The sequence below is a fragment of the Streptomyces sp. WAC05292 genome, from assembly GCF_003949955.1.
In the GTDB taxonomy this organism is placed as follows: Bacteria; Actinomycetota; Actinomycetes; order Streptomycetales; family Streptomycetaceae; genus Streptomyces; species Streptomyces globosus.
The window spans coordinates 1-1804 of sequence record NZ_RPSE01000674.1; the positions used below are offsets into that span (position 1 = coordinate 1).

At 75.1% G+C, this 1804-nt stretch carries 2 protein-coding genes; both read right to left on the reverse strand.

Annotation, left to right across the window (positions count from 1 at the left end; translation table 11 throughout):
* Positions 1–26: 26 nt before the first annotated feature.
* A complete protein-coding gene (locus tag EF903_RS32265; protein ID WP_125548496.1) occupies positions 27–881 on the reverse strand; it encodes a thioesterase family protein in 855 nt (284 codons plus the stop codon).
* A 58-nt stretch (positions 882–939) separates the two neighbouring features.
* Positions 940–1596 carry a trimeric intracellular cation channel family protein gene (locus EF903_RS32270; RefSeq protein WP_125548497.1) on the reverse strand — a complete coding sequence of 219 codons (657 nt, stop codon included), beginning with the start codon at positions 1594–1596 and terminating at the stop codon, positions 940–942.
* Between the last annotated feature and the right edge of the window lie 208 nt (positions 1597–1804).

The window sequence follows — 1804 nt, forward strand, 5'->3', positions numbered from 1 at the left end:
CCGCCAGCTCGCCCGCGCCCCGCGGGTCAGCCCCGCGGGGCGCGGGCGAGCTGGCGGGACTGGGCGACCAGGCGGTCCTCGGAGTCCCAGACCTCGGCGTCCTCCTCCAGGAAGCCGCCGGCCAGGTTCCGGGTGGTGATGGAGATCCGGAGCGGGCCGGGGGCGGGGCGGCGGCGGACGTGCGCGGTCAGCTCGACGGTCGGGCTCCAGCCCATCATGCCGAGGTCGAAGCAGGTGGGCGGGAGTGCGTCGACGGCGAGGAGCAGGGACAGCGGGTCGGCGTCCCGGCCGTCGGCCAGCTCGAACCAGGCCCGCATCTCGCCCTTGCCGGAGGGTGCGCCGAGCGCCCAGCCGGCGGTGGCCGGGTCCAGCCGCAGGCGGAGCCGGTCGACGATGGCGTTGCTGCCGGGGATGGGGGCCGGGCCGGCCTCCGGGCCGAGGCAGGCCTCGTACGGCGGCATGGAGGGCGGGAGGGCGGTGGTGCGGACGTCGTCCGGGAGGGCGGCGAGGTCGCCGTAGGAGGCGACGACGCGGATCCGCTCGACCTCGGCGCCGGTCTCGTCGAACTGGTACAGGGAGGCCTGGCCGGTGGAGAGGGTGCGGCCGACGCGGACGACCTCGGTGCGGACGACGGCGGGGCCGGGCTCGCTGGAGGTGAGGTAGTGGGCGGAGACCGTGAAGGGGTCGGGGTGCGGGAGGGCCGCCGCCAGCGCCCTGCCGACCATGGCCAGCAGGTAGCCGCCGTTGACGGCGGTGATGATCGTCCATCCGGCCGAGAGCTCGGCGTCGTACACCCCGGGCTCGCCGGCCCGCTCGGTGATGGTGGTGTCGCGGTCGAACTCGCTGTCGCCGATGGAGGCCTGGGCTGCTGCGTATGCCATGCGATCGAGCCTACAACCCGAGGCTACTAAGCGGTAGCTTTTGTATGTGACGTGCTGGTCACTGCTCCTCGGACACGGCGGAGCGGCGGTTCCAGGCCAGCGGGGCCCGCCAGTGGAACTGCATGGCCAGCAGCCGCAGCACGAAGGTGGTGACGATGGCGGCGGCCGTGGTCAGCGCGTTCAGCGCGTCGAAGGCGATGGAGAGGGCGACCATCGCCGCGCCGACGGTCGCGGGCACCGCGTACATCTCGCGGTCGCGCAGCAGCGACGGCACCTCGTTGACGAGGACGTCCCGCAGGACGCCGCCGCCGACGGCCGTGGCCAGCCCGAGCGCGGCGGACGCCGTGAGGCCGAGCCCGTACTCGTACGCCTTCGTCGTGCCGGTCACGCAGAACAGGGCCAGGCCCGCGGCGTCGAAGACGTTGATGGCGCGGTTGATCCGCTGCACCTCGGGGTGGAGGAAGAAGACGATGGCCGCGGCGACGAGCGGGGTGACGAAGAAGCTGAGCTCGCCGAAGGCCGCCGGCGGGACGGCCCCGATGACGAGGTCGCGGAAGAGCCCGCCGCCGAGGGCGGTCACCTCGGCGAGGACGGCGATGCCGAAGACGTCGAAGTTCTTGCGCACGGCGAGCAGGGCGCCCGCGGTGGCGAAGACGAAGATGCCCGCGAGGTCCAGGGCGTGCTGGATGCCGGGCGGGAAGAGGTCGTGGAGCACCGCCCCATTGTGCCGCCCGGCCGCCGCCCGGCCGCCGCCCGGCCGCCGCCCGCCCGCCTCGGGTCCGCCGGACGGCCCCGCGGACAGGCCGGCGGCCCGGACACCGACCGCTACTCGGTGTCCGGGCCGCCGGACGAAGGTGCCCCAGGGGCGGGCCGCCTGTCTAGGGCGTCACCGCCGCCAGGGCGTCCGCCGCACCCGGCAGGGC

Coding starts and splice junctions, on each gene's coding strand:
- EF903_RS32265 (WP_125548496.1), bottom strand. CDS start 881: ATGGCATACGCAGCAGCCCAGGCCTCCATCGGCGACAGCGAGTTCGAC.